This is a genomic window from Streptomyces adelaidensis (assembly GCF_016598475.1).
GTDB lineage: Bacteria > Actinomycetota > Actinomycetes > Streptomycetales > Streptomycetaceae > Streptomyces > Streptomyces adelaidensis.
On record NZ_JAEMUX010000042.1, the window covers coordinates 52,531 to 75,154 of the forward strand.

Sequence of the window (22,624 nt, forward strand, 5' to 3'; positions counted from 1 at the left end):
GTCAGTCGACCGGGAGGGGTTGTTCGGCCCAGATGGTCTTGCCGGTGGAGGTCTGGCGGGTCCCCCAGCTCTGGGTGAGCTGGGCGACCATGTGCAGGCCGCGGCCGCCCTCGTCGTAGGCACGGGCACGGCGCAGGTGGGGGGCGGTGCTGCTGGCGTCGGAGACCTCGCAGATCAGGGTGCGGTCACGGATGAGGCGGAGTCCGATGGGGACGGCGCCGTAGCGGATGGCGTTGGTGACGAGCTCGCTCACCACGAGCTCGGTGATGAACGCGGCCTCCTGGAGCCCCCACACGGCCAGCTGCCGGGAGGCCTGCGCGCGGGCGTCCGCGACGATCGCCGGGTCGGACGGCAGGGACCAGGCGGCGACCTGGTCGGTGTGCAGGGCGCGGGTGCGGGCCAGCAGGAGGGCCACGTCGTCGGCGGGGGTGTCGGGCAGCAGCGTCTTGAGCACGGCGTCGCAGGTGACCTCCAGGGAGGGGACGGGCGAGGAGAGCACCTGGCAGAGCCGGTCCAGGCCCGCGCCGATGTCGTGGTCGCGGGCCTCGACCAGACCGTCGGTGTAGAAGGCGAGGAGGCTGCCCTCCGGCAGCTCCACCTCGGTCGCCTCGAACGGCAGACCGCCGACCCCCAGCAGCGGACCCGGCGACAGCTCGACCACACCGACCCTGCCGTCCGGGTACAGCACCACGGGCGGCGGATGGCCGGCGCTGGCGAGGGTGCAGACCCGCGAGACGGGGTCGTACACGGCGTACAGACAGGTCGCGCCGATCTCGGCGGCGGACGGCATCTCCAGGTCCTCGGGGATGGTCTCGTCGTAGGTGAGATGGGTGACCAGGTCGTCGAGATGGGTGAGCAGCTCGTCCGGCGGGAGGTCGACGTCGGCGAGGGTACGGACCGCCGTGCGCAGCCGGCCCATGGTGGCGGAGGCGTGCAGACCGTGCCCGACGACATCGCCGACCACCAGGGCCACCCGGGTGCCGGAGAGGGGGACCACGTCGAACCAGTCGCCGCCCACCCCCGCCCCGGAACCGGCCGGCAGATAGCGGTACGCCACCTCGACCGCCACCTGCTTGGGCAGCTCGCGGGGGAGCAGGCTCCGCTGGAGGGTGAGCGCGTTGGTGCGTTCACGTGTGTACCGCCGCGCGTTGTCCACGCCGACGGCCGCCCGGCCGGCGAGTTCCTCGGCCAGCACCAGATCGTCCTGCTCGAAGGGCTTCGAACCCTTGCGGCGGGCGAAGAACGCCACCCCGAGCGTGATGCCCCGGGCCCGCAGTGGCGCGGACATGACGGAATGGAAGCCGAATTTCTCCACGCGTTCCCGCCGGGTCTCGTCCTGGGTGACCCACCGCAGGTACTCCGGGTCGTCGACCCCGCTGAGCAGCGGTTTCCCGCTGGCCAGCGCACGGGCGGGCGGGGAGAACGGGGGGTAGGCGTCGAGCCCCCCGAGCGGAACGGCGGCCTCGGGCGCGCCCTCGTGCGTGGACTGGTGCGCCGCCCGCCGCAGCGCGACCGTCGTGTCGAGCGGACCGGCGGCCGGTTCCTGGCCGCGCAGTACGGAGTCGAGCAGGTCCACACTGACGAAGTCGGCGAGCCGGGGGACCGCGAGATCCGCCAGCTCCTGGGCGGTACGGGTCACGTTCAGGGTGCTGCCGATGCGGGTGCCGGCCTCGTTGAGCAGGGCCAGCCGCTGCCGGGCCCAGTGCTCCTCACTGTTGTCGAACGTCGCGGTGCCGACCGCGCACACCTCGCCCGTCGCGGGGTCCCGGACCGGCCACATCTCGGTGATCCAGGCCTGCTGCCGCGAGGAGAAGAGGCCCGGCGCGGTCCGCTCGTGACGCATCGGCGCACCCTCGTCCGCCACCCGCTCGACCAGCCGCAGGAACCCCTCCTCGGCCGCCTCCCCGGGCAGATCCCCCGACAGGTCCGGCTCCGGCCGCCACCCCTGCGGCCCCCTGGTGAACATCGACATGGCCAGCGGCGACTGCGCGTGCGACCACTCGACCATCGGCGTCGACATCGGCACCGGCGTCGGCCGGCCGGGCTCCGCCGGGGCGACGTCGGTGGCATCGACGGCTGCGGCGACATCAGCGGCTGCGGCGTCCTCACCGGCTGCGGTGGCCGTGACGACGAAGGCCCGCGTCCCCCCGTCGGCGCCCAGGGACGGTGAACAGCGCAGGGCCACCTGAACAAGGTGACCGTCCCGGTGACGGAGCACCACCGGGCCACCGCCGCCCCACTCCGAGAGGCTGCCCCGTGCGTCGTACGCGTCGTACGAGTCGATCAGCTCGGCCGCCGCACGCCCCAGCACGTCCCCGGCGCCGTATCCCAGCAGCCTTCGGGCCCCCTCGCTCCAGCCCGTGACGATGCCTTCGGGGCTGATGGTGGCCGTGGCCGCGCCGGACGAGTACGCATAGTGACTGGGGGCTTGCTGGGAAACCGGCTTTCTATTGTCCATTCCCGCTCAATTCGCACCGGGTGTGTCACTCGTAGTCCTCAGCGTGCCCGCTGGGACGGAAGCGGACAAGTCGGACCTGCCGGGGTGGCGCCCCCAGGTCCGCGTCGTGACGTGGCCGTGGCGATGCGGTCGGAGGCCCGCCCGCCGATGGCGGCACGGTGGCCGCGATCGGGAGCGCCTCGACCCCTTTCTCGGCGGGTGGGGAGAGTAAGGGGAACGCGGACTCACGCGGACTCACGCGGACTCCGGGCGTCGCGGGTCGACGGGGCCGGCTCCCGGAGCGGGTCGGTGGACCCGGGGACCTGCCACGGCGGGGCGGCATCCGTGCGACCCCGGGACGGCGGTGCTTGCCCGACCGGCCCGGCTCGGCGTTCGGTGGGGCAATATCGCGCTAATTATCTGAACGTGCAGTTCAGCCGGAGATCATCGGAGATCAATGGAGATCAACAGAATTCTGGAATCGGGGATTCTGTAATGGTGGAACAAAGGACTCCGTTGAACCCGATGCGGCTGGGCTGCCGGTCGGGCCGGGTCGGGAAACTCCTGAACAGGGAGAACGGGAAAGGTCGTAAAGGGCGGAAAGCGGAATGGTGACCCGGTTCGTCCGGCGGCGCGGTCCGGTGGGAGCCGGACGGGCGACGATCTTCCTGACGGATACTCAACTTCCTTTACTAATAGTCGAGTTGTGCTCGACAGTACGTGCGAACCGTGGCTAGCATCCCCCTGGGACGCCAGGGGAGAATTCATCCTGAAATTGCTCCAGGCGCTTCCTGTTCTTCGGGGGGAGAGCGTCCTTCGGACGCGTTCTGTCGCACCTCTTCTCCTTCCTGTACGGCCCCGCGCTTATCCGCGTGGGGACCTGCTCGGGGAAGGTTCCAATCATGATCATGCGAAAGATGGCCGCTGCGCTGCTCGGCGCGACGGCTCTGACGGGCGCGGGTCTCGCCACCGCCGCACCGGCACAAGCGGACACGGTCATTGGTATCTTCTACCTGAACTCGAACCACGGCGGTTCCACCTACACGATCACCGCCGGCGGCACCACGTCCTGCACCACCACGACGACTGACTCGAACTTCACCTCAGGCTTCAGCAGCGCCTGGAACGACCAGGCGTCCTCGCACCGGGGCTACGCCAACTGCGACATCAAGGTGTACGAGCACGCGGGCCAGGGTGGGGCCTCGTTGCCCTACTACACCTCGATATCGAGCTACGGCGTTCTCAACGACCAGGTGAGCTCCGCCAGATACTCCTGACGGATCGGATCGAGTGGTGCCGGGAGCGGGTTTCAACCCGCTCCCGGCACCGCGTTCGCATGTACGGCTGTACGGGGACATCGCAGATGCACGGACGCAGGACGCACCGATGCAGACGCACGGATGTAGGGGAGAGCGATGCGGGCACGGACCGGTGTCAGTGGGGTCGCGGCGGTAGCGGCGATATTAGGTCTCGCCGCCTGCACGGGCGGCGACGGCGGGGACGAGCCGCCGGAGCTCGGGACGGTTCCGACGGTGAAGAGCTCGGCGGATCTTCCGACCCTGCCGATGGAGCAGTACGTGTTCAGCGGGGATGATCTGCGCACCTACACGCAAGCCGGCGCCGTGCTCTCGCGGCGCTGCATGGAGCGCTTCGGCATGAACTGGATCTCGGACGAGGACGCCACCCGCGACCTTCCCGACCTGACCGTCGACCCGACCCGCTACTTCACGATCATCGACGCGCGGACCGCCCGCGAGCACGGGTACGGCGATCCAGGCGCGGACGGCGGGGATCAGCAGGAGAAGACAGGCGGCTCCTACGAGCCGACCGCGGCGGAACGTTCGGTGTACGACGGTTCGGCGAAGGACGTCACCGACACCGCAGGACGCCGGCTCGGCGAGGGCGGCTGCGCGGCCGAGTCGGACGGCCAGCTGGAGAAGGGCGGGGTGAAGGGCATCGAACCGCTCAAGGTGGGCAACGAGTTCTACACCCTGTACGGAGAGGTCCAGCGCGACAGCCGGGTGACCGAGGCCTTCGAGAAGTGGTCGGAGTGCATGAAGAAGGAAGGCTTCTCCTACGCCACCCCGCTGGACGCGGCGAACGACTCCGAGTGGGCGTCGGGCGGCGACACGAAGGCCGCCATCTCGGTGGCGACGGCGGACGTCGCGTGCAAGCAGCGCCTCAACACCGTCGGCACCTGGTACGCGGTGACGGAGGCGTACCAGCGCGCGTACATCGACGAGAAGGCCGAGCACTTCGCGGACATACTCGCCACGAAGCAGTCGCTCGTGAAGAACGCCGCGAACGTCATCGGGGGGACGGCGTGAGGGCGCGGACGGGTGTGGCCGGGACGGTGCTCGTTCTCATGGCCGTCCTGGGCGGCTGTTCGGACGGAGGCGAGGACGGACCGGGTGATGTGAAGGCCTCCGCGGACAGCGCGGAGCGCGGAGCCGGGGCGTACACGGCGTGTCTGGCCGAGCGTGGGGTCAAGACGTCAGGGACGACCGTCCAGGAGGACGGGGTGGACCCGGCGGTATTGGGACGCGCCTACCGGGAGTGCCGTGACGTCGCGCCGACCGGGGTCCAAGTGCCGGTGACCGAATGGGAGTTGGCGCTGCTGCGGGACTTCGTCGCCTGCATGCGCGACGACGGGCACAGCGGATACGGCGATCCGGACCCCGAAACCGGTGAGTTCGACCTGCCGCCCGACAGCGAGATAGACAAGGCCGCCGAAGGGCAGTGCATGGCTCAGGCGGAGCAGAAGGCCGGGCAGTGAGTGCCGTGACGGAGGGGTCGAGCTCCCCGGACGACCGAGCCGCGGACGCCGGCAGCCGTGCCGGGAGCCGCGAGGGGAGCCGTGCCGGGAGCCGTGAGACCGACGATGAGGCCGATGACGAGAACAGGGTCGGCGGCGGGACCGGCGACGAGAACAGGGTCGGCGGCGGGACCGGCGACGACATGTCCAAGTCACCGCCCGCACCGGATGTCTCGGGCGCGGAAACGGAGAACCGGGACGCCCTCTCCGCGCGGCGGGGAAGCCGCCGCGTACTGATCGCGGTCGTGGTGACCGCCTCGTTGTTCTCCGCCGTCGGTGTCGGCGCGGGAATGTGGATCAAGTCGCCCGCCCAGCGCGCCGCGGACGCGGCCCCGCCCCCTTCGTCACTCCTCACCCGGCCCGTGGAGCAACGGGTGCTCACCAGCGACGTGGTCACGCGGGGAACGGTGGCCGCCGAGCAGTCCCTGACCGTCTCGCCGCAGACCGGCTCGGGCGGTGGCGAGGGTGCCGCAGGGTCGGTGGTGAGCGGGCTGCCGGTGAAGGCGGGCTCCTCCGTCAAGGCCGGACAGGTGCTACTGGAGGTCTCCGGACGCCCGGTGTTCGCCCTGGAGGGCAGCATTCCGGCGTACCGGGACCTCAAGCCCGGCATGCGGGGCCAGGACGTCACCCAGCTCCGCGACGCGCTGAGGAAACGGGGCCTCGACACCGGCCAGGACGCCAAGGGCGTGTTCGGCCCCGCCACCAAAGCGGCCCTCACGGCCTTCTACTCCTCCATCGGTTACGAGCCGCTGCCCGCGACGGACGACGGCGGGGAGACCCTGAAGGCCGCGACCACCACGCTGACGGCGGCCGCACGCGCGGTCGAGGACGCGCAGAGCGCGCTGTCCGACGCCTACTACGCCCTGGGCAAGGTGCCCGCGGGCGAGGACCGCACCGAGGCACAGCGGGCGGTGGACAACGCGCGGCGAACCCTCGGCCGGGCCATCGAGGACCGCAACACCGCACGGCAGGACCGCGAAGCGGCCGAGAACGCCGCCGGGCCCTCGCTGCCCGCCGCCGAAGTGGTCTTCCTCTCCGGATTCCCGGCCCGCGTGGACGCGGTGAACGCGAGAGTGGGCGGCGCCGTGGGCGAGACGGCGATGACCGTGTCGGCCGGACAACTCCTCGTCCACGCCCAGGTGAACGAACTCCAGGTCGAACTGCTCAAGACCGGGCAGCCGGCGGAGATCTACGCCGAGCTGGGGCAGCGTCGGTTCTCCGCGCTGCTCGTCTCGGTCGCGGACTCCCCGGGCGTGCCGCGCCAGGGCACCGGGAGCGGCGACGAGGACTCGCAGGAGGAGCGGACCTCCGACGGTTCCGGTTACCTCGTCGTGCTGCGGCCCGACGAGGCGATCGGCGCCGAACTGTCCGGACAGGACGTCCGCGTCACCATCCGGGCCGCGTCCACCGAGGACGCGGAACTGGTCGTACCGATCACCGCGGTCACCGCCGGGCGCGGCGGAACGCTGTACGTGACCGTGGTGGACTCCGACGGCGAGCAGCAGCAGGTCGACGTGCGGGAACTGACCAGCGGCGGCGGGTTCGTGGCGGTGGCCCCGCTCAAGGCCGGTTCGCTGCGCAAGGGTGACCGGGTGATAACCGGAGTCGCCGCCGACTCCACGACCGGCGGCCAGAACCAGGACGACGGCGACGCGGGCGGCGGCGGACAGGACGTGTCATGAGCGAGCCCCGGGAACACCGGGCCGACGTACGGCGCCGGGCAGACGTACCGCGTTCGGCCGACGTACCGCGTTCGGACGGTGATCCGCGCCGTCCGGACGGTGATCCGGAGACGGATGGTGTGCTGGAGACGGACAGTGATCCCGAGACGGACAGTGATCCCAAGACGGATGGCGACCCGGAGACCGACGGTGACCCGGAGACCGACGGCGACCGGGAGACGGATGACGTGCCGGAGGCGGACGGTGTTCCGCGGCCGGGCGGTGTCCCGGTCATCGAGTTCCGCGGGGTGGGCCGCACCTACCCGGGCCGGCCGCCGGTGGCCGCGCTGAAGCCGTGCGATCTGGCCGTGCGCGCGGGGGAGTTCGTCACCGTCACCGGGCCCTCCGGCTCCGGGAAGTCGACGCTTCTCAACGTCCTGGGTCTGCTCGACCGGCCCACGACCGGCGCCTATCTCCTGGACGGACTCGACACCGGCGCCCTGAGCGAATCGGCCCGCACCGCGCTGCGTGGACGCCGGGTCGGCTTCGTCTTCCAGTCCTTCCATCTGCTGCCGCACCGCACCGCCCGGGAGAACGTCGTGCTCGGCATGGTCTACAACGGCACGCCGCGCGCCACCCGCGCCGAGCGGGCTCGCGCCGCGCTGCTCAAGGTCGGGCTCGGGCACCGGCTCGACGCCCTTCCCACCCGGATGTCCGGCGGCGAACGACAGCGGGTCGCCATCGCCCGCGCACTCGTCCACCAGCCCTCCCTCCTGCTGTGCGACGAACCGACCGGAAACCTCGACACCGTCAACACCACCCTCGTCCTCGACCTGCTCGCGGCGCTGAACGCGGACGGTATGACCGTGCTGGTCATCACCCACGACGCCTCGGTCGCCTCCCGAGGCACGCGTACCGTCACCGTCCGGGACGGAGTACTCGCCGAGGTCGTGGCCGACGCCGAGGCCGGGAGCGTGACCGGTGCCGGTGCCGGTGCCGGTGCGGGTGCGGGTGCGGGTGCGGGTACCAGGGCCGGGGCAGCGGCAGCGGCAGGGACCAGGGTCGCCGTCGACGGATCCGGGCCGACCGGGCGGGGGAGCCAGGGGTGATACGCCTACCGCTTCGGCGCCGTACCGAGGACGGCCCCGACCTGCCGCCCTCGCGCCTGCACTGGCGCGATCTGCTCGCCGAAGCCGTCTCCGGTGTGCTCCAGCGCCCGGCCCGTTCCGCGCTGACCTCGCTCGGCACCGTTCTCGGTGTGGGCGCCTTCGTCGCCGTACTCGGTCTGACGGCGACCGCCTCCGCCCAGATCGACGACCGCTTCAACGCCCTGACCGCCACCGAGGTGACCCTCCAGGACGCCGCCGGCGAGCACGACCCCATGGCCGAGTACGCCTTCCCCGCCGACGCCGAAGAGCTCATCCGGCGCGTCAACGGCGTACGGGAGGCCGGTGTGCTGTGGCCGGTGAAGCTGCCCGCCGGGCAGCAGGTCACCGGCTCCCCCTTGGTGGACGGCGTGCACGCGGACACTCCCGTACGGGCCGCCTCGCCGGAGGCGTTGCGCGCCGCGCAGCCCACCCTCGCCCAGGGCCGCCTCTACGACGGCCACCTCGCCGAGCGCAGGGAGCCGGTCGTGGTCGTCGGCCGGTCGGTGGCCCAGCGGCTCGGCATCACCGGACTGGACACCGACCCGGCGGTGTTCATCGGGGACCAGTCCTTCACCGTCGCCGGCATCCTCTCCGACGTCGAACGCCGCCCCGAACTGCTGCTGTCGGTGATGGTGCCGCCCGCGACCGCCGAGGCCCTGTGGGGGCCGCCCGAACCGGGCGCGGCCGAGATGCTGGTCGCCACCGACCTGGGGGCCGCGAGCCAGGTCGCGCGGGAGGCGCCGGTCGCCCTGCGCGCCGACCATCCCGAGTACATCCGGGCCGTGCCGCCGCCCGACCCGCGCAGTCTGCGCACCTCGGTCGGCGACGACCTCTCCCAGCTGTTTCTCGCCCTCGCCGGGATCTGCCTGGTCATCGGCGCGGTCGGCATCGCCAACACCACATTGGTCTCCGTCCTGGAACGCACCGGAGAGATCGGACTGCGCCGGGCGCTCGGGGCGCGGGGCCGCCACGTCACCGTGCAGTTCCTCACCGAGTCGGGTGCGCTGGGCGGCCTCGGCGGCCTGGTCGGCACCAGCATCGGTGTCCTCGTCGTGGTCGCCGTCGCCCTGGCCAGAGACTGGTCACCGGTGGTCCACCCCCTGGTCGTGGCCACCGCCCCGCTCATCGGCCTCGCCACCGGGGTGGCCGCCGGTCTCTACCCGGCCTGGCGGGCCGCCCGCATCGAACCCGTGGAAGCGCTGCGCCGCTGAATCACGGCCGGCCCCCCACCGGTCCGGCCGCCGGTCCCCGTCTCCTCCGGCCGCCGGATCCCCGTCGGTCCGGCCGTCGGGTTCCCGTCGTCTCCGGCCGTCTCCGGCCGCCGGAACCCCGGGCGGCCAATTTTGTACGAGCTCTTACCTTGGCTGGCTCTGTCCTGCCCCTCCCCTGTCCCCGTGCTGTTCGACCGGATCGAACAGTGGAGTCCGGCACCCAGTGGGTCGCCGAGTCCCCACGGTCAGTCGACCTCCGCGAGGTGGAACAAGCATGTCGTCCCGTGTCATACGCAGGGCCGCCCTGGCCGGAGTCCCCGCCCTCACCGTCCTCACGGTCGCCTCTTGCGCGGGCGACGACGGGCCCGCGAACCGGGCGACCGCAACCGGCCGACGCAGCCGGTGAACGACCGCGTGGTCACTGTCGTGGAGGAGTGACCACGCGGTTCCGGTGTCCGGGGCGCCGGGGTTCGCGTCGCGGAGTCCGCGTGCCGGGGGTCCCGGACACCGGAGGGCGTCCCGCGCACCCACAAGGCGCGCGGGACGCGCGCGTTCCCCCGCTGTGCCTCTCGTCCGTCCCATCCCCTTCAATTGGCTTGGGTGGCAGGGGCGTTGACCCGTCCGGGCGGCACCAGCACAATGAGCGCGCACGCCTGAGAGCGCTCTCAGTCCCGCACCTTCCAAGGGAGACCCATGACCGGCACGACCGGCACGACGGGCACGACCGGCAGACAAGGCCCGGCGTTCAGCCGCCGTACGCTCCTCGGCACCGGCCTCGGTGTCGCGACGGCGCTCACCGCCCTCGGCTCCGGTCCGGCCCACGCGGCGCCCCGAGCGGCCGGGGCCTCCGCCCGGCGGCGCGGCCAGGCCTTCCTCGCCGCCGCCATGGACGCCTACCCCGACCACGGCGACCTCCGGCTGACCCAGAGCTACACCGACCAGGCGGGCCTGTTCAGCACGGCGTTCACGTACGACAACGCGCTCGCGATCCTCGCCCACCTCGCCGTGCGCACGGAGGACGGGCGGGCCAGGGCGGTGGCGCTCGGGGACGCGCTGATCCACGCCCAGGAGCACGACCCGGCGTACGACGACGGCCGGCTGCGCCAGGCGTACAACGTGGGGCCGTACGTCTACTACGACGGCGTGCCGCAGCCGGACGGGTTCGTCCGGGCCGACGGGACGGCCAACGTGGGCACCCAGTTCGGCTTCACGGGTACGGCCGTGGGCGACATGGCGTGGGCGGGGATCGCGCTGAGCGCGCTGGCCCGGCGGACCGGCGCCCGGCGCTTCCTCGCCGCGGCCGTGCGGATCGGGGAGTGGATCGAGCGGACCGGCCGTACGGACGAGCCCCTCGGTGGCTACAAGTTCGGCGTGAACGGGGCGAACGAGAAGCTGCCGTTCACCTCGACCGAGCACAACACCGACCTGATCTGCCTGTTCGGACGGCTCGCCCGGCTCACCGGCGACCGGGTGTGGTGGGAGCGGCGCGCACGTGCCGAGGCGTTCGTGCAGCGGATGTGGGAGCCCCCCCAGGGCTCGGGCTCGGACTCGGGCTCGGGCTCGTCGGGCGGCTTCTTCTACACCGGCACCAACGACGGGGTGACCGTCAACAAGTCGCCGATCCCCGAAGACACCCAGACCTGGACCCACCTCGCCCTCGACGCCAAGGGTTACTCCAGCTCCCTGGACTGGGCGGCTCGCGAACTGGCCGTCCTCGACCACGCCGAGCGGCGCAACAGCACGGTCCCCGCCGGGCAGTCGTACGAGGGCGTCACCTTCAGCTCCGCCTCCCTCGTGGCGAACGAGGACGCGCCCATCGCCGACTTCCAGCCCAAGCCGAACCGCGACGGCGTCTGGTTCGAGGGCACCGCCCACCTCGCGCTCGCCCTGCGCGACCGGGGAGCGAGGGGCGACGAGACCCGCGCCCGCCGCCTCCTCGCCTCCCTCGAACGGGCCCAGGACCTCCTCGGCCCCGCCCAGACCGTCGGCGGCCAAGCCCTCCCCGAACGCGCCGGCATCGTCTCGGCGAGCAGCCCCCTCGACACGGGCTTCGGCTTCGGCTACTACCCGTACCGGCACACGGGCGCGACGGCCTGGTACCTGATGGCGACGGTACGGGCGAACCCGCTGCGGGCCTGACGCCTACGGGGCCACGGGCCGCTCGGGAAGGTTTGGCCATTCGGTACGGGGTGGCCTGTGCCCTCGGTCCGGCGTGGACCAGCCGTCGGCGAAGTCGCACAGCCGGTCCATGGCCGACTGCTCCTGGTCGGGTGCGTACGAGGCGCGCTCCCTCTCGTGCGTGACGGCGTCCACCCAGCCCTGATAGAGGCCGCCGGGTGCGGTGAAGGGCGCCGCGTGGGCCGTGCCGAGGCGGCTGTCGATGTGCAGGAGGGCGCCCAGGGCGACGGGCTGGTCGTAGTGGAGGTCGGTGCGGGGCAGGTACCGGTTCAGATAGGCGGTGAGGATCTCGGCGCCCTGGTGGTCGCCGAACCGGGCCAGGGCGAAGCAGTAGCCCCCGCCCGCGTAGACCACCACGCTCTCCAGCAGCAGCTCACCGATGCGCGCCCGGTACGAGGTCCGCCGGGATATGCCGATCAGCCAGGCGGCCGTGAGGCGGGGCCGCCAGCCGTGGGAGAGCAGGGCGTTCAGATCGGCGTCCGTGATCGACGCCGCGTCGACGAGCAGCGAGCGCAGAACCGCCTGCGGGTGGCCCCCTCGAACCGCAGGAACCGGCCGTTCAGCAGTTCGCCGTAGCGGCCGATGCCCGGCCGGTGGGCGCGCGGCAGAACGTACCGTCTGACGGCGTCGCGGCGCAGGACATCCTCCGGCGTCATGCCCACCCCACTCGGCCTGCGCTGTTCTTCCGTTGCTGTTCACCCGGCTCTGCCATGCCCGCAGCGTAGATCCACACCGGACGGGTCGGAGAAGGGCTGGGAACCACCGGCGCGGGCGGGGGCTCTCCTACGTAGAGAAGGACGTGTAGAGAAGGACGTGGAGAAGGGGGAGAACCGGCGTACGCAAGGAGCGTGTAAGAAGACTCCCGCGTGAACGACTAGCATCCCGGCCGTAAACAGTCGGTGGAAGCCGGGAAGTGGGCCGGCGGCCGTCGGCTCTGCTGGTTGTCGTCGGCGGTCCTGGTACGGAATGGGGTTGGTGTCGTGGTGAAGGCCGTGGAGGCCGGGCCTCGGGTCGCTGTCGCCGTGGTGACGATGGGCAATCGGCCCGCCGAGGTGGACGCGTTGCTCGCTTCCGTGGCCAAGCAGGACGTCGCGCCCGAGCGGATCGTCATCGTCGGGAACGGGTGCCCGCTGCCGGAGTTCGCCGAGCGGCTCGGGCTGCCCGGCGAGGTCACGCTCATCGAGGTGGACGAGAACCTCGGCTGCCCCGGCGGCCGGAACGTGGCCATCGAGCGGCTGCGGGAGTTCGGGGACATCGACGTCGTCGTCGAACTGGACGACGACGGACTGCTCGTGGACGCCGATGTGCTGCGCCGCGTACGGGAGTTGTACGTCGCCGACCCCCGCCTCGGCATCGTCGGTTTCCGGATCGCCGACGAGCACGGCGAGACCCAGCGGCGGCACGTGCCGAGGGTCGGCGCCAAGGACCCGCTGCGCGGCGGGCCGGTCGCCGGTTTCCTCGGTGGCGGCCACGCCCTGTCCATGGCCATGCTCGGTGAGACGGGCGACTGGGCCGCCGAGTTCTTCTTCGCGCACGAGGAGACCGACCTGGCCTGGCGGGCGGTCGACGCAGGCTGGACCGTGCTGTACGCCCCCGAACTGCTCCTCCAGCACCCGAAGACCTCACCCGCCCGGCACGCCATCTACTACCGGGTCAACGCCCGCAACCGCGTCTGGCTCGCCCGCCGCCGCCTCCCGCTCCCGCTCATCCCCGCGCACCTGGGGGTGTGGATCCTCATCACCCTGCTGCGGATGCGCTCGGTGGGCGGCCTGCGGGCGTGGTTCGGCGGCTTCACCGAGGGCTGGCGCGAATCGGGCGGCGAGCGCCGGCCCATGCGCTGGCGGACGGTCTGGCGACTCACGCGGCTCGGTCGGCCCCCGATCCTGTAGCGCGGCCCAACTGCCCCAGCAGGCACCCAACTGCCCCAGCGGACACACGAATGCCCCGGTCGTTCACCTCCACCGACCGGGGCACAGCGCTTTGTGCGTCCTCGGATCCGGCAGCGGCGGCGGCACTCCCCCGAGCTACGCGTAGTACGCGTGCGCCGTCGCCGCCGGATTCGATGAAGTGATCACATCAGGTCGCGCCAACGGATCGCTAACATGAGCCCAACGGTTCCACGGGGAGCCGTACGGGAGGCGGCGGCAGGTCGCCGCGGGGCGGGCCCGGTACGACGGTGCGGAAGGCAGCGGGCGGGTTCTATGCGGGACGGCCTGCGGTTCGGACTGCTCGGTCCGCCGGTTCTTTACGAGGCCGGGGCCGAAGACGGGAGCGGGGCCGCAGACGGGACCGGGACCCGGGGCGGTGACGGCGTACGGCCCGTCGGCAGCGGCAAGATGCGCGCCCTGTTCGTCGCGCTGCTGCTCGAACCCGGGCGGGTCGTCTCCGTCGACACCCTGAAGGACATCCTCTGGGACGGGACACCGCCGCCGTCCGCGCAGGCGTCCCTGCAGAACCAGGTGACCCGGCTGCGCAGACTCCTGGACGATCCCGAACGGCTGCGCGCGGTACCGCCGGGCTATCTGCTGCGGGTCGGCGAGGGCGAGTTGGACGTCCGCGTCTTCGAGGCGCACGCCCGCGCGGCCCGCGCCGCGCACGCCGCCCGGGACTGGGCCCGCACCGTCCGCGAGGCCGCCGCCGGGCTCGCACTGTGGCGGGGAGCACCGCTCGGCGGCCTGCCGCCCGAGGAGTCCCGCGCCCGCGCCTTCGTCCAACGACAGGAGGAGGCCCGCCTGTCGCTCCTGGAACGCCGCTACGACGCCGAACTCCACCTCGCGGCAGCGGACGCGGCAGCGGCAGCGGTCGCGGACGCGGTCGCGGACGCACCCGCCGGAGCGGACGCGCTCGGCGCCCTCGCCCCCGAACTCACCGCCCTGGTCGCCGAACACCCCCTGCGCGAGGCCTTCCACCGCCTCCTCATGCTCGTCCTGCACCGCACCGGCCGCCAGGCCGAGGCCCTGGCCGTCCACCGCGACCTCCGCGCCCGCCTCCTCGACGAACTGGGCGTCGAACCGGGCCCCGCCGTACGCGACGCCCATCTGGAAATCCTCCGGGAGGAGGCTCCCCAGCCCGCATCAGCACCGGCCGACGATCCATTGCGCCCGGCCCAACTCCCTCCGCCACCGGCCCATTTCACGGGCAGGGCCGAGGTGCTGGCGGACCTGCGCGAGGCACTGGGTACGGGTACATGGCAGGAGACTCCCGCCCCCACACCCCCAGGGGCGCGGGGCAGCGTCGATTTGCGGCTCCGCCGCGGGGCGCGACCAGCCACACACGACCCGCACTCGCCAACTCACAGCCTTTCCCGAACTCTTGGGCGCCCGGCGTTCGCGACGGTCGTCATCAGCGGCATGGCCGGCGTAGGCAAAAGCGCCCTCGCCCTGCACCTCGCCCACGACCTCGCCGAGCACTTCTCCGACGGCCAGCTGTACGTCAACCTGCACGGCGCCACCCCGGGCATGACCCCCCTCACCCCGGCCCAGGCCCTCACCTCGCTGCTCCGAGACCTCGGCACCGCCCCCCGCCGCATCCCCGAACACCCTGACGCGGCCGCCGCCCTGCTCCGCTCGACGCTCGCGCCGACCCGCACGCTGATGGTGCTGGACGACGCCGAGAACGCCGCCCAGGTACGCCCGCTGCTCCCGGCCGGCACCGGATGCGCGGTCATCGTGACGAGCCGTTCGCCACTGACCGCGCTGGACGGCGCCCACCGCTTCCCGCTCGCCCCGCTGTCGGACGACGAGAGCGCGGCCCTGCTGCGGGCCGCGTCGGGCCGAGCGGGACTCGACGCCGCGCACCCCCTGGTCGAACTCACCGGCCGGCTCCCCCTCGCCCTCCGCGTGGTCGCGGCCCGCCTCGCCGCCCGCCGCGCGCTCACCCCGGACGCGCTGGCCGGTCAACTGGCCGCCACGGAAGGCAGGTTGCGGCACCTCGAATACGACGACCTGAGCGTCCGCCGCTCCCTCGCCGTCGCCCACGAGGCCCTGCGCGCCTCCGACCGAGAGGCCGACCGCGACGCCGCCCACGCCCTGAAGCGCATCGGCGCCCTCGACCTGCCCGCGTACGGCGCGCCCCTCCTCGCCCGCCTCACCGGCACCGACGAGTTCCGTGCCGAGACCGCCCTCGACCGCCTCGTCGACGTGGCCCTCCTGGAGGAGACGACCTACGGCCGGTACGTCCCCCACGACCTCGTACGCCACTTCGCCCGCGAACTCGCCGACAAGGCCGACACGGCCGAGGCCGCGCGGGCCATGGAGCGGGCCCTGCGCTGGTACACCGGACGCGCCCGCCAGAGCCTGCTGGTGCTGCTCCCGCCGGGCTACGAGCGAGACGAACGCCTCCATACGACAGCGACCACGGACGAACACCCGCCCACGGAACCGCCCTTCACCTCCGCCGAGGACGCCTTCGCCTGGGGCGACCGCGAACTCCCCAACATCGTCGCCCTGGTGGAACGCCGCGCCCGCGCCCACGGCGGCGGCGCCGGGGCCGGTGCCGGTGCCGGTGCCGGCGCCGATGAGGACGACGGCACCGCGGCACTCGTACCCGCCCTCGTCCGCTACCTCTTCCCCTACCTCCACCGCGGCGGCCGCCTCGCCGAGCTGGACGTCCTGGGACGGTCCGCCCTGGATGTGGCGCGCTCGCTCGGCGACGACGAGGCGGAGGCGTTCGCACTGACCGACCGGGCCGGGCTGCACTTCATGTCCGGCCGGGCCTCGGAGGCGCTCGCCCTCAACGACCAGGGCCTGCGGCTCTGGCGGCGGCTCGGCGTCGTGTCCTGCGTACGGCGGTGCCTGAACAACCGGGGGCTCGTACTGGAGAGCCTCGGCCGGTACGCGGAGAGCGAGGAGACGCTGCGGGAGAGCCTGGAGCTGTCCCGGCAGCTCGGCGACCCGTACGGCGAGGCGGTGACCTTCAGCCACCTCGGCCACCTCTACAAACACACCGACGCCCGGGCCGCCATCGCCCACCACGAGCGCAGCCTGGCCCTCGGCGAGGTGGCCGACAGCGTCGTCGTACGGCACACCGCGCACTGCAACATCGGCTACGCCCGCCTCAGACTCGGCGAACCGGCCGCCGCCGTGGACAGCTTCGAGCGGAGCCTGCGCGTCCTGGGCGACGACGAGGACTGGCAGGGCGAGTCCCAGACCCGGCTCGGCCTCGTACGGGCCCTGCGGGAACTGGGGCGGACCGACCGCGCCGCCCACGAGTGCGCCCTGCTCCTCGACCTCGCCGAGACCCGCGCCGACCAGTACGCCGTCGGTCGCGCCCGGCACCAGCGGGGGCTGCTGCTGCGCGCCCGGGGCCGCGACGAGGAGGCGTACCGCGAGTGGGAGCGCGCACTGACGGCCCTGGACGGCACGGACTCGGCGGTGGCGGGTGAGCTGCGGGAACTGCTGAAGAACCGCGACTGAACAACCGGCCGCACGACCGTCATCGCTCCCGTCACTTCGCGTCGGCATAGCACTCCACCACGGCCGTGGTGAACGGGAACCGCACCGGCGTCTCCCCGAACGTCAGCCGCCCGGACAGCTCGGAGGCCTCCCTGATGGCCACGACCACGGCCTCGGCCTCCTCGGCCGGGCAGTGCACGATCACCTCGTCGTGCTGGAAGAAGACCAGCTCGGCGGCCATGCCGGTGAGGGCGCGGCGCAGCGCGGCGAGGAGGAGCAGGGTCCAGTCGGCGGCGCTGCCCTGGACGACGAAATTACGGGCGAAGCGGCCGCGGGCGCGGGAGTTGGTGGACGCGTACCCGGGCACCCAGTCACTCGTCTGCCCCTGGTCGTGTGGCTGGTCGGGATCGTCCGGGGCGGCGGCCTGGGGGAGACCCGCCTCCTCACCGGCCGCGTCGGAGTCGCCGGCCGCCGGTGGACACGTACGCCCGAGCCAGGTCCGTACGAGCCGGCCCTCCTCGCCCGCGCGGGCCGCGTCGTCGACGTACCGCACGGCTCTCGGGAACCTGCGGCGCAGCGCGGCGAGGTTCTTGAGCCCGTCCCCTGAGGTCTGCCCGTACACCGCGCCGAGCACGGCGAGCTTGGCCTGCGCGCGGTCCCCGGAGAAGGCGCGGTCGGAGACGGACTGGTAGAGGTCGGTGGGGCGGCCCGCGACCTCCATCAGCCCGGGGTCACGGGAGATGGCGGCCAGCACCCGGGGCTCCATCTGGTCGGCGTCGGCGACGACGAGCCGCCAGCCGGGGTCGGCGACACAGGCGCGGCGGATCACCTTGGGGATCTGCAGCGCGCCCCCGCCGTTGGTGACCCACCGCCCGGTGACGGTCCCGTGCGCCAGGAACTCGGGCCGGAACCGCCCGTCCCGCACCCAGTCCTGAAGCCAGGACCACCCGTGGGCGACCCAGATCCGATAGAGCTTCTTGTATGCGAGGAGGGGTTTGACGGCCGGATGATCGAGGGCCTCGATCTCCCAGCGACGGGTGGACCGAACCCGGACACCGGCCTGGGCGAACGCCTTGACGACATCGGCGGGCAGATCGGGCCGTACGCGCCGCCCGAAGGCCCGCGACACCTCATCCGCCAGCTCGGCCAGCCGCCGAGGCTCACCGCCCCCCGGATACCGCTCCCCGAGCATCTCGTGGAGCACCTCACGATGCACATCGGCCCGCCACGGCAGCCCGGCCCGGTTCATCTCGGCGGCGACGAGCATCCCGGCGGACTCGGCGGCCGTCAGCAGCCGCATCCGCTCCGGATGCGCGGTCGCGTCATGCCGCCGCTGCTGATCCGCGTACACCTCGACGAGGTCGGCGAGAGGAACATGCACCGGCCGGGGCTCGAACAGCGACGGCTGGCCGCCGGGGTCGGCCGCCCGCAGCGGCGGATCCGCCGGAACCGGGGCACGACGCAGCCGAGCGAGCGCGGCAGCGGCGGACCGGGGCTCCCCGAGGCGCCCCTCATGCCCGAGCAGCAGCGCCTCGGCGTCCTCGACGTCATAACACCGCTCCACACGGATGCCCTCGGCGAGCAGCCGCGGATACACCTCCGCGGTGGCCCCCCACACCCACCGCCCGACCTCCGCCCCCCGCCGCCGAACCGCCTCCGCGAGATCCCCCTCCCGCACGACCGGCCCCGCGAGCACGCCGTCCACCCCGAGGGGGGCGACCTCCACGCCACCGTCCTCGGCCGGAGCGAGCGCCCACCGATCGGTCATGGAAACGAGTCTCGCAGGGGGGTCTGACAACGGGCCTCGACCACCCAGGGGCGGGGTGTGGTCCTTCCTTCCGTCTCATCGCGCGCACGGCGGCTCGGGTGTGATGTGAGACTTGCCGCATGGACGTGGGGCGCGAGTCGCGTTGGGAAAAGGACGCGATGACGGTGGAGATCGGCTTCGCTCTGGTGACAGCCGCCGTACTGGCCGCGGTCGTGTTCGCCGTGGCCCTGGTTCCCGCCCTGCTCGTCGGCGTTTCCGAACCAGTGGGGAAAGGCCTGTTGGTGGCAGGTGCCGCGCTGGCGACCGCCGCCGCCGTGTGGCGTCTTGTGCGGGTGCTGAGCAGCTTCGACGCGCGGCGGCGAGAGGCCGCTGACGGGTCCTTGTGCAGGCGATAGCGCACCCCCGACAGCACGTGCACAGATGTCTGCCGGGGGTGCGGGTACTACTGAGCTCCGGACAGGGGGGGCTGACTACGCGCGACCCACGATGTGGGCGTTGCCGCGCGAGATCTGAACGGGCTGACGGCAGTCCGGTGCGGCCGGGGATGCCGGATGCCCGTCGAGGGCGCGGCACAGGGCGGCATGCAGATGCTCGGCGTCGACGAGGGAGAGCATCAGCTCGACATCTGTCGCGTGTTCCCCGTCGCGCGACAGCCGCAGCGGCACGGCCAGACGGTCATCGTCGGTACGGTGCAGCGGGCGGCTAGGAGCCCGCTCGATGCCGCCACCGGCCCCGACGGCAGCGTCCTCGCAGCCCTGACCGCCGCACTCGTCTGGGCCGTCATCGTCGCAGGACGCTGGCATGAGGCCAAGGGCCACACCCACCAGGCCGACGCCGCACGGCAAGCCATCCAGCATCTCCAGTCGGCAGCCGATAGCGCACTCACTCCGACTCTCACGGCACTCGAAGCCCGCCGTCCCAAGGAGGAGGCCCGTCGCACCCTGGCCAATGACGTACGCGCTGCCGTCCCGGAACACGCCGAGCGGATACTCGCCGACCCCGGCTGGCCCGCCCTCGCCACCGTCCTCGCCGACGCCGAAGCGGGCGGCCACACACCCCACCAGCTCCTCAAGGAAGCCGCCGCCAGCCGAGAGCTCGGCACCGCCCGCAGGCCCGCCCGCGTCCTGGTCACTCGCATCCAGCACACGAGCCGCGAGCCCGCGCTCAACCGCCGAGCCGAGGCAGCCCGCCTGCGAAGCACTACCGCATCAGCCTTCGGCTCTTATTCCTCCCCCGATCAGCCGCCGATGCCGGCCGCGACTCCCACGAGCCGGCCGACCCGCCCACACCGCTGATCCGGACGACGCACGAACAGGCAGCGGTCAAGCGGCGGCCGCCATCAGGCCGTGGTCCAACGCGAGCCGCTGCATGCGGGCAGCCACCTCCTGCGGGCCGAGTGCTGCCACCGCCCACAGCGAACTGAGGCTTCGACCGGAGGACCAGATACTGGTCGTCGGCGGCTGGAACGGCAGGACGGCGATGCCCTCGGCTGCGAACGGTGCCGGGTCGAGGTACGTCATGCCACCGGTTCCGCACACATACGCGCGGGCACCGGTGATGGTGCAGAGATCGGTGAGCCGCTCGGAGCGGCCCGGCCGGGAGGGAAGATCGCTGCTGGTCAGGGTCTTGCCCTGCCAGCCGAGCAGGCCAAGCAGAGCGCGGGTGGAGACTTCGGCAACCGTGGCGGTCCTGCCCGTGCCGAAGGCATCCAATACCGGGGCCAAGGACTGCGCGAGCGCGGGCCAGTAGGGGCTCGCTCCGTAGTACTGCCGCAGCATCCCCGCAGTCTTCCGGCAGGCCCGGTCGGGATCGTCGATCAACGCGTCCCTGATGAGAGTCTGCTGTCCGTGGGGGAGGTGGGTGGGGACGGTGAGCCACTGCCGACGACCCGGTTCGTCGAGGGTCCCGAGGCGGGCTCGGTGCTGGTAGTCGCGGCGGGTGAACTGCGCGTCTTCCAGGACGATCCAGTAGTCCGCCGCGAACAGCTTGGCCAGTGTGGTCAGTCTCGGGAACAGATTGGGCTGGTGGATGGCGCACAGCCCGCCCGGCTCTGGCAGGTCAGAAAGCGATGAGACGACTGGTGAAGCCGTCACGGATGAGGGATTCATACGCTGCATGCACGTCCTCCGGGACCTCCTGCTCGATGGCGAATCCGAGCTTCGGATACTCGATGACCCGCTGGAGATCGCCGATGAGCATGTCCAGGACGAGCCTCTCGTCGCCGATGGACTTCACGTAGTCGTCGAACTCCAGCGGCTCCGACGCGCAGAGGATCTCGACGTCGGGCCACAGCTTGCGGGCGGTCGCGAACGATCGCCTTTCCATGTAGGGCTTGGAGACCAGCAGCACCGTGTTCGGGGTGATGCCAGCTGCGGCGAGGACCTCACGGGAGAGAGTGATGTTCTGCCCAGTGTTACCGGCATCCGGTTCGAGCAGGATCGCCTCGGCGGGAACGCCGAGGTCGATGGCATGCTCGCGGAAGTGGACGGCCTCGCCGCGCGGGAAGACCTTGGCGGTGGTGGGGCTGTTGCCGCCAGTGAAGACCAGGGTCGAGAACAGCCCGGCGCGGTAGAGCTCGACGGAGTAGGTCGCGACACCGAGATCGTGGCTGCCCAGCCCGATTGCCACGTCGACGGGCCGCAGCAGGTGGTGCATCTGGTGGTGGTCCCAGATCAGCACGGCCCGGTGCCGCTGGTCCTCGGTGATGGCCTGCTGGTTGTCGCTCACGCGTCTCTCCCTGGTCACCGTCGCCGGGGGCCGGTCGGCCCCTCGTTCATGGCCTTGATGCCCTCGATACTGCGCAGTTGGTGCACGAGTCCGTACTGCGCGGCCGTGCGGGTGGCTTGATCGAGGACGAGGATTCCATCATCCCGGGTCGCCGCGTCGGAGAGCAGGATGTGGCCATGAGCGGTGTCCAGCCGTACGCGTTGCATCGGAGAGTCCGCGGCCCCGCTGCTGCGTGCGATGTCGATGAAGTACAGGGCCTGGGTGAGGTCGCCAGCACCACGGCGGGCGAGGGCCAGTTTCTGGTGGGCGACCGACCAGTCGTCGGGTTCGGTGAGGTCCTCGAAGTCGCGGGTCGCGGCCTGCATGACATGGGTCGCGTAGTCGTGGCGACCGTTCTTGCTGAGCGCCGTACCCACCCACAGGCGGGCCCTGGCACGGTCGCGACGGGAAAGCCGGTCATCGACGGCGAGGGTTTCGTAGTGACGGGCGGCGACCTCCAGCTTGCCGGACATTTCCGTGACCACCGCGAGGGAGAGATCGAGCTGGGCGACACGTCGCGGAATGTCGAGCTGGATGAAGACCGCGCGAGCCCCGGCGTAGGAGTGCTGGGCGGAGAGTGGGCCGAGCACAGACCCTTGGTCGCGTTTCAGGTCACCGAGCAGCGCGGTCGAGCGGGCGAAGAGGTACAGGCCCTTCTCGTCCAGTTCCCGGGCATTGAACCGCGCCAGCCAGCGGCTGAGCAGGCTGTCGGCGAAGGCGAAGTTCTGACGGGAGAGCGCGACCACGACGCGGTCCAGGTCATCGGCCCAGGACTCGTACTCCCAGGCTCGGGGGCCGGCGGCGGTGACGCGCCGTCCGGGGTTCTGCGCGGTGCTGGCCATCTCGGACAGGAGCGTCTCGAAGCGTAGATGCGCGGAGGCGTTCGCGCGTCCGAGGGCGGTGTCGAGGATGGCCTGGGTGTCGGGTCTGGGCTCGGTTCCGGCGCGCTTGCTCTCCCACTTCGAGACCGTCGCGACGGCGACGCCCAGGTGCTCGGCGAAGGCCCGCACGCTCAGGCGCAGGGCGAGACGCAGAGCCCTGGCCTCCAGGCCGGTCCAGTGGTGCACGGTTGCCACGCCTCGCTCCCTTCCACCGTCATCGAGCAGATGCCTGGGGGCGGCGGGACGTAAGTGGAACGGAAGTAGAACGGCAGGTGATTGGCCGGGAGTTCGGGGACCTCCATGCTCGGGATCGTCACCACGTGTCGACCCTTTGGACGGTCCCCAGCATGGAACCGTTCCTAGAGG

Annotated in this window: 16 protein-coding genes and 1 pseudogene; 11 read left to right on the forward strand and 6 right to left on the reverse strand. The window is 72.1% G+C overall.

All coding sequences use genetic code 11. The features are described 5' to 3' along the window. Position 1: 1 nt before the first annotated feature. Positions 2 to 2,458, reverse strand: a complete 2,457-nt coding sequence (locus tag I8N67_RS23605; RefSeq protein WP_200305204.1) for an ATP-binding SpoIIE family protein phosphatase — start codon at positions 2,456 to 2,458, stop codon at positions 2 to 4. Between the two features lie 881 nt (positions 2,459 to 3,339). On the opposite strand from I8N67_RS23605, the gene I8N67_RS23610 reads away from it, so the two are divergent. The 7 genes from I8N67_RS23610 to I8N67_RS23640 all read left to right on the forward strand — a co-directional run bounded on the left by I8N67_RS23610 (position 3,340) and on the right by I8N67_RS23640 (position 11,411). Next, positions 3,340 to 3,714 carry a hypothetical protein gene (locus tag I8N67_RS23610; protein ID WP_200305206.1) on the forward strand — a complete coding sequence of 125 codons (375 nt, stop codon included), beginning with the start codon at positions 3,340 to 3,342 and terminating at the stop codon, positions 3,712 to 3,714. A 138-nt stretch (positions 3,715 to 3,852) separates the two neighbouring features. Then, positions 3,853 to 4,764 (forward strand): hypothetical protein, encoded by a 912-nt coding sequence (locus tag I8N67_RS23615; RefSeq protein ID WP_200305208.1) that lies wholly within the window; start codon positions 3,853 to 3,855, stop codon positions 4,762 to 4,764. After that, the gene (locus tag I8N67_RS23620) at positions 4,761 to 5,213 is read left to right on the forward strand and encodes a hypothetical protein (RefSeq protein ID WP_200305210.1); all 453 of its coding nucleotides are present in this window, start codon (positions 4,761 to 4,763) and stop codon (positions 5,211 to 5,213) included. Before I8N67_RS23615 ends, I8N67_RS23620 begins: the two co-directional genes overlap by 4 nt. Next, on the forward strand, positions 5,210 to 6,934 hold the full coding sequence (locus I8N67_RS23625) for an RND family efflux transporter (RefSeq protein ID WP_200305212.1): 1,725 nt from the start codon (positions 5,210 to 5,212) through the stop codon (positions 6,932 to 6,934). The genes I8N67_RS23620 and I8N67_RS23625 overlap by 4 nt, the downstream gene beginning before the upstream one ends. 227 nt (positions 6,935 to 7,161) lie before the next feature. Beyond that, on the forward strand, positions 7,162 to 8,022 hold the full coding sequence (locus I8N67_RS23630) for an ABC transporter ATP-binding protein (protein ID WP_307835342.1): 861 nt from the start codon (positions 7,162 to 7,164) through the stop codon (positions 8,020 to 8,022). Then, on the forward strand, positions 8,019 to 9,272 hold the full coding sequence (locus tag I8N67_RS23635) for an ABC transporter permease (protein WP_372443788.1): 1,254 nt from the start codon (positions 8,019 to 8,021) through the stop codon (positions 9,270 to 9,272). The genes I8N67_RS23630 and I8N67_RS23635 overlap by 4 nt, the downstream gene beginning before the upstream one ends. Before the next feature lie 693 nt (positions 9,273 to 9,965). After that, positions 9,966 to 11,411 (forward strand): YyaL domain-containing protein, encoded by a 1,446-nt coding sequence (locus I8N67_RS23640; RefSeq protein WP_200305216.1) that lies wholly within the window; start codon positions 9,966 to 9,968, stop codon positions 11,409 to 11,411. Positions 11,412 to 11,414: 3 nt separating this feature from the next. On the opposite strand, the gene I8N67_RS23645 is transcribed toward I8N67_RS23640, so the two are convergent. Next, entirely contained in the window at positions 11,415 to 12,149 is a 735-nt protein-coding gene (locus I8N67_RS23645) for a DUF6000 family protein (RefSeq protein ID WP_200305218.1), read from the reverse strand. Between the two features lie 281 nt (positions 12,150 to 12,430). Here I8N67_RS23645 and I8N67_RS23650 point away from each other — a divergent pair, with 281 nt between their 5' ends. Both I8N67_RS23650 and I8N67_RS23655 read left to right on the forward strand, forming a co-directional pair. Then, the gene (locus tag I8N67_RS23650) at positions 12,431 to 13,339 is read left to right on the forward strand and encodes a glycosyltransferase family 2 protein (RefSeq protein ID WP_307835338.1); all 909 of its coding nucleotides are present in this window, start codon (positions 12,431 to 12,433) and stop codon (positions 13,337 to 13,339) included. A gap of 312 nt (positions 13,340 to 13,651) precedes the next feature. Further along, positions 13,652 to 16,864: an AfsR/SARP family transcriptional regulator gene (locus tag I8N67_RS23655; RefSeq protein WP_200305220.1), complete on the forward strand. Its 3,213-nt coding sequence runs from the start codon at positions 13,652 to 13,654 to the stop codon at positions 16,862 to 16,864. Positions 16,865 to 16,895: 31 nt separating this feature from the next. On the opposite strand, the gene I8N67_RS23660 is transcribed toward I8N67_RS23655, so the two are convergent. Beyond that, complete coding sequence (locus I8N67_RS23660) at positions 16,896 to 18,611, reverse strand: bifunctional 3'-5' exonuclease/DNA polymerase (protein ID WP_200305222.1); 1,716 nt, start codon at positions 18,609 to 18,611, stop codon at positions 16,896 to 16,898. A gap of 119 nt (positions 18,612 to 18,730) precedes the next feature. Here I8N67_RS23660 and I8N67_RS23665 point away from each other — a divergent pair, with 119 nt between their 5' ends. After that, positions 18,731 to 19,006, forward strand: a complete 276-nt coding sequence (locus I8N67_RS23665) for a DUF6332 family protein (RefSeq protein WP_200305224.1) — start codon at positions 18,731 to 18,733, stop codon at positions 19,004 to 19,006. 234 nt (positions 19,007 to 19,240) lie between these two features. Further along, positions 19,241 to 19,906, forward strand: a pseudogene (locus I8N67_RS23670) (mobilization protein); the annotation flags it as partial. Between the two features lie 27 nt (positions 19,907 to 19,933). On the opposite strand, the gene I8N67_RS23675 reads toward I8N67_RS23670, so the two are convergent. From I8N67_RS23675 to I8N67_RS23685, 3 genes are read right to left on the reverse strand one after another with little or no spacing between them, the layout of a single operon-like run. Then, positions 19,934 to 20,704: a WbqC family protein gene (locus I8N67_RS23675; protein ID WP_307835339.1), complete on the reverse strand. Its 771-nt coding sequence runs from the start codon at positions 20,702 to 20,704 to the stop codon at positions 19,934 to 19,936. After that, complete coding sequence (locus tag I8N67_RS23680) at positions 20,670 to 21,338, reverse strand: YdcF family protein (RefSeq protein ID WP_200305228.1); 669 nt, start codon at positions 21,336 to 21,338, stop codon at positions 20,670 to 20,672. The genes I8N67_RS23675 and I8N67_RS23680 overlap by 35 nt, the downstream gene beginning before the upstream one ends. A 14-nt stretch (positions 21,339 to 21,352) precedes the next feature. After that, a complete protein-coding gene (locus I8N67_RS23685) occupies positions 21,353 to 22,453 on the reverse strand; it encodes a helix-turn-helix domain-containing protein (RefSeq protein ID WP_200305230.1) in 1,101 nt (366 codons plus the stop codon). Positions 22,454 to 22,624: the final 171 nt, after the last annotated feature.